The following is a 1,456-nucleotide window of genomic DNA, read 5'->3' on the forward strand; positions in this document are numbered from 1 at the left end:
AAGCCTTATTAAAAGGCTTATTTTATCACATCTAAAAATCAGTCATAACTTAAAGCTATTATCATAGGTTTTACGATTTACCCAAATTAGGATATTTTACTGATAAAACCGCCGTAATTGTCAATACTGTGGCGATAAAGCCTAATGAAATGGCCATTGGCACATGGAACACATCAAGCAGTAGCATTTTTGCACCAATAAAGACCAAAATAACACTTAACGCATACGGCAATAGATGGAACTTATCTGCCAAACCAGATAACAAAAAGAACATCGCACGTAGTCCTAAAATCGCAAGCAAATTAGCCGTTAGAACAATAAACGGGTCAGTCGTCACTGCAAAAATGGCAGGAATCGAATCCACTGCAAAAATCACGTCTGACAATTCCACCAAAATTAATACCACAGCCAATGGCGTAAAATACTTAATGCCTTGTTTAACCAGTACAAATCGCTCTTGACCGGTTTCATCCTTGGTGTCATCGGTTACACGCAAATGTTTTTGCAAAAACTTATACAGACCAGATTTTTTCGGATCATCTTGCTCATCGTGGTTTTGCCACATTTTGACGCCTGTATACAGTAAAAAGGCACCAAACACATATAAAATCCAGCTAAACTCAGTAACTAACCAAGCGCCTGCAAAAATCATCACCGTCCGCATGATAATTGCACCTATCACACCATACAACAAGATTTTACGTTGCATAGCAGGGGTTACCGCAAATGCAGCAAAGATCATCAACCACACGAACACGTTATCAATGGCTAATGACTTTTCGAGTAGATAACCCGTAAAAAACTCACCGACTTTTTGATTGGCTAAAGCCGTACCGAAATTTTGGTTAAGATACCACCACAATCCCATGGCAAATATAACCGACACACCTACCCAAATCGCACTCCATATGCCTGCCTGTTTCATTGAAACAGATTCACCAGGCGGTGGCGTTTTAAAGGTGAAAAAATCGACTAGTAGTAACGCTGCCACAATGGCAAAAAACACGGCATAAAGTGTAGGATTACCAATAGGTATAGAATCAATAGTTGTGGATAAGCTGGCAAGTAACATTATCGCTCCTTTGAATAAAACAGGTTAGCGATAAGTAAAGGTTGAGAAAGCAAAAAACCTTGACTCATGCTAACCGATGATGATTAACAATTGTCAAGGTCTGGCTAACTATTGTGAAGTGAAGAACCAATAGCTGACTTACCGATAAACAATGCTTATGTAATGACGATAAGTCACAAACTTTTGAAGTGAGAAGTTACTCCCCTTGAATGAGATTTATCATAATTTATTCAGTGTAATTAAGCAAACTATTGTTCAATTCTATTTATAGTGGTTTTGTAAATTACAAGTTTTATGTATTTTTATATAGTTAAAAGTATTAAAAAACGAATGCTCCAGCAATCCCAGACACCAATACTACTAACCAGGGCGGGACTTTCCAAA

General features: G+C 37.8%; 1 protein-coding gene. It reads right to left on the reverse strand.

From position 1 onward, the window contains the following. Nucleotides 1–70: 70 nt before the first annotated feature. Nucleotides 71–1,072, reverse strand: coding sequence for a TerC family protein (locus QZ265_RS10880; protein WP_296406097.1), 1,002 nt, complete (start codon nucleotides 1,070–1,072; stop codon nucleotides 71–73). Nucleotides 1,073–1,456: the final 384 nt, after the last annotated feature.

Source organism: Psychrobacter sp., from assembly GCF_018260395.1.
Classification (GTDB): Bacteria; Pseudomonadota; Gammaproteobacteria; order Pseudomonadales; family Moraxellaceae; genus Psychrobacter.